Below are 1,717 nucleotides of genomic sequence, written 5' to 3' on the forward strand. Positions count from 1 at the left end.
ACTAGGGCGTGTCCCGTGATCTTTGGTGGCGGTTTGGTGTAGATCGTCTGTGTGGATGAGGAACGTCTGAAACGGCATGACCTCACGGATGAGGAGTGGCAGCGGCTGGAGCCGCTACTGCCTGCCCAGAATGTTCATGGGGCGCGGTGGAGCGATCATCGGACGGTGATCAACGGGGTGTTCTTCCGGGCTCGGACGAGCTGCACCTGGCGTGATCTGCCGCCGTGTTACGGCAATTGGAAGACGGTCTACAACCGGCATCGCCGCTGGTCGCTGGATGGGACGTGGGAACAGATCCTGGACGGGTTGCGGGCGGGTTGTGACGAGGCCGAAGGCGAGGACTGGACGGTCAGCGCCGACTCCACAATCGTTCGTGCGCACCAGCACGCGGCTGGAGCGCGGCGCGCTCCAGCCGTGGACATCCCTCAAAGGGGGCCGGTAAGGATCACGAGCGGGTGACGAAAGGCCGTGAAGCGCTCGGTCGGTCGCGCGGCGGGTTGACCACGAAGATTCACTTGGTGGCCGACCGGCGATGCCGTCCGATCGCCCGGCTCACCTCGCCTGGCCAGCACGCCGACTGCCCCAAGTTCATCGCGCTGATGGAGTCGATCCGCATCCGGCGTCGCGGCGTGGGCAGGCCTCGCACCAAGCCGGCCCGCGTGCTGGCCGACAAGGCCTATTCCTCCCGCGCCAACCGCCACTACCTGCGGCGACGCGGCATCAAGGCCGTCATCCCGATCAAGAAAGACCAGGCCGCCCACCGCGCCAACCGAGGCTCCAAGGGCGGCCGGCCGCCGGTCTTCGACCGGCAGGCCTACAAAGAACGCAACACCGTCGAACGCTGCGTCAACAAGCTCCGCCAGTTCCGCGCGGTCGCCACCCGTTACGACAAGAGAGAAGCCATTTACCAGGGCACCATCGACGTCGCCTCGATCCGCATCTGGCTCCGGCACCCCGTCACATGATCACGGGATTCGCCCTAGAGGCGGCGGGCCAGCAAGTGGGCGTCGAGGAAGCCCCGCTCGGAGGCAGGGTCGTGGAGCAGCCGGGCGAACGTGACGAGCCCTGCACCGGCCAGCAATTCGGCGAACTGGTCCACCGGCCAGCTAAAGGCGGGCGTCACTTTGTGGTCGAAGCGGACTGGCTCCGGTCCATCGGTGGCGAAGAACGAAACCAAGAGCAGGCCCCCTGGCGCCAGGACACGTACCTGCTCGGCGAGCAGTGCCGGCAATTCCTCAGACGGGGTGTGGATCATCGAATAGTGGGCCAGCACACCACCGAGCGTGCCGTCCTCGACCGGTAGAGCCTCCATCCGCGCCTCGTCGAACCGCAGCGCCGGATGGGCCCGCCGAGCGTGGTCGACCATGCCCGGGGAGAGGTCGAGCCCGAAAGCATCCAGCCCGAGATCATGCAGCATTGCAGTCAGATGTCCCGGCCCGCACCCGACGTCGACTGCCCGCAGGTTCCCCGTCCCGCGCACCAGTTCGGCGAAGGTCTCGATCATGTTCCGCGAGAACGGCTGCGTCTCCAGCCGATTAGCGAACATCGACGCATACAACTCGACGACCCCGTCGTAGGCCGCCCTGGTCTCGTCCTGGTGCTCCATCACGGGAAGGGAAGCTAACACCCGCGCACATCCGCAGCTTCTCCGGATCCCGTCCCGACCCCGCCCCCTGGAGACTCGCCGTCCCCTCGCATGATCACGGGACACGGCCTA

The 1,717-nt window shown here is 66.5% G+C and carries 2 protein-coding genes and 1 pseudogene; 2 read left to right on the forward strand and 1 reads right to left on the reverse strand.

What is annotated here, in order from left to right:
- Window positions 1–51: 51 nt before the first annotated feature.
- Window positions 52–459 (forward strand): IS5 family transposase, encoded by a 408-nt coding sequence (locus IEZ03_RS38990; protein WP_444541869.1) that lies wholly within the window; start codon window positions 52–54, stop codon window positions 457–459.
- Window positions 402–965: pseudogene (locus IEZ03_RS38995) on the forward strand (IS5 family transposase); the annotation flags it as partial. The gene IEZ03_RS38990 and the pseudogene IEZ03_RS38995, both read left to right, overlap by 58 nt.
- A 14-nt stretch (window positions 966–979) precedes the next feature.
- Here IEZ03_RS38995 and IEZ03_RS37230 read toward each other — a convergent pair.
- A complete protein-coding gene (locus tag IEZ03_RS37230; protein WP_184889997.1) occupies window positions 980–1,609 on the reverse strand; it encodes a class I SAM-dependent methyltransferase in 630 nt (209 codons plus the stop codon).
- Between the last annotated feature and the right edge of the window lie 108 nt (window positions 1,610–1,717).

Origin of the sequence: Actinomadura livida (assembly GCF_014648675.1) — a bacterium.
GTDB lineage: Bacteria > Actinomycetota > Actinomycetes > Streptosporangiales > Streptosporangiaceae > Spirillospora > Spirillospora livida.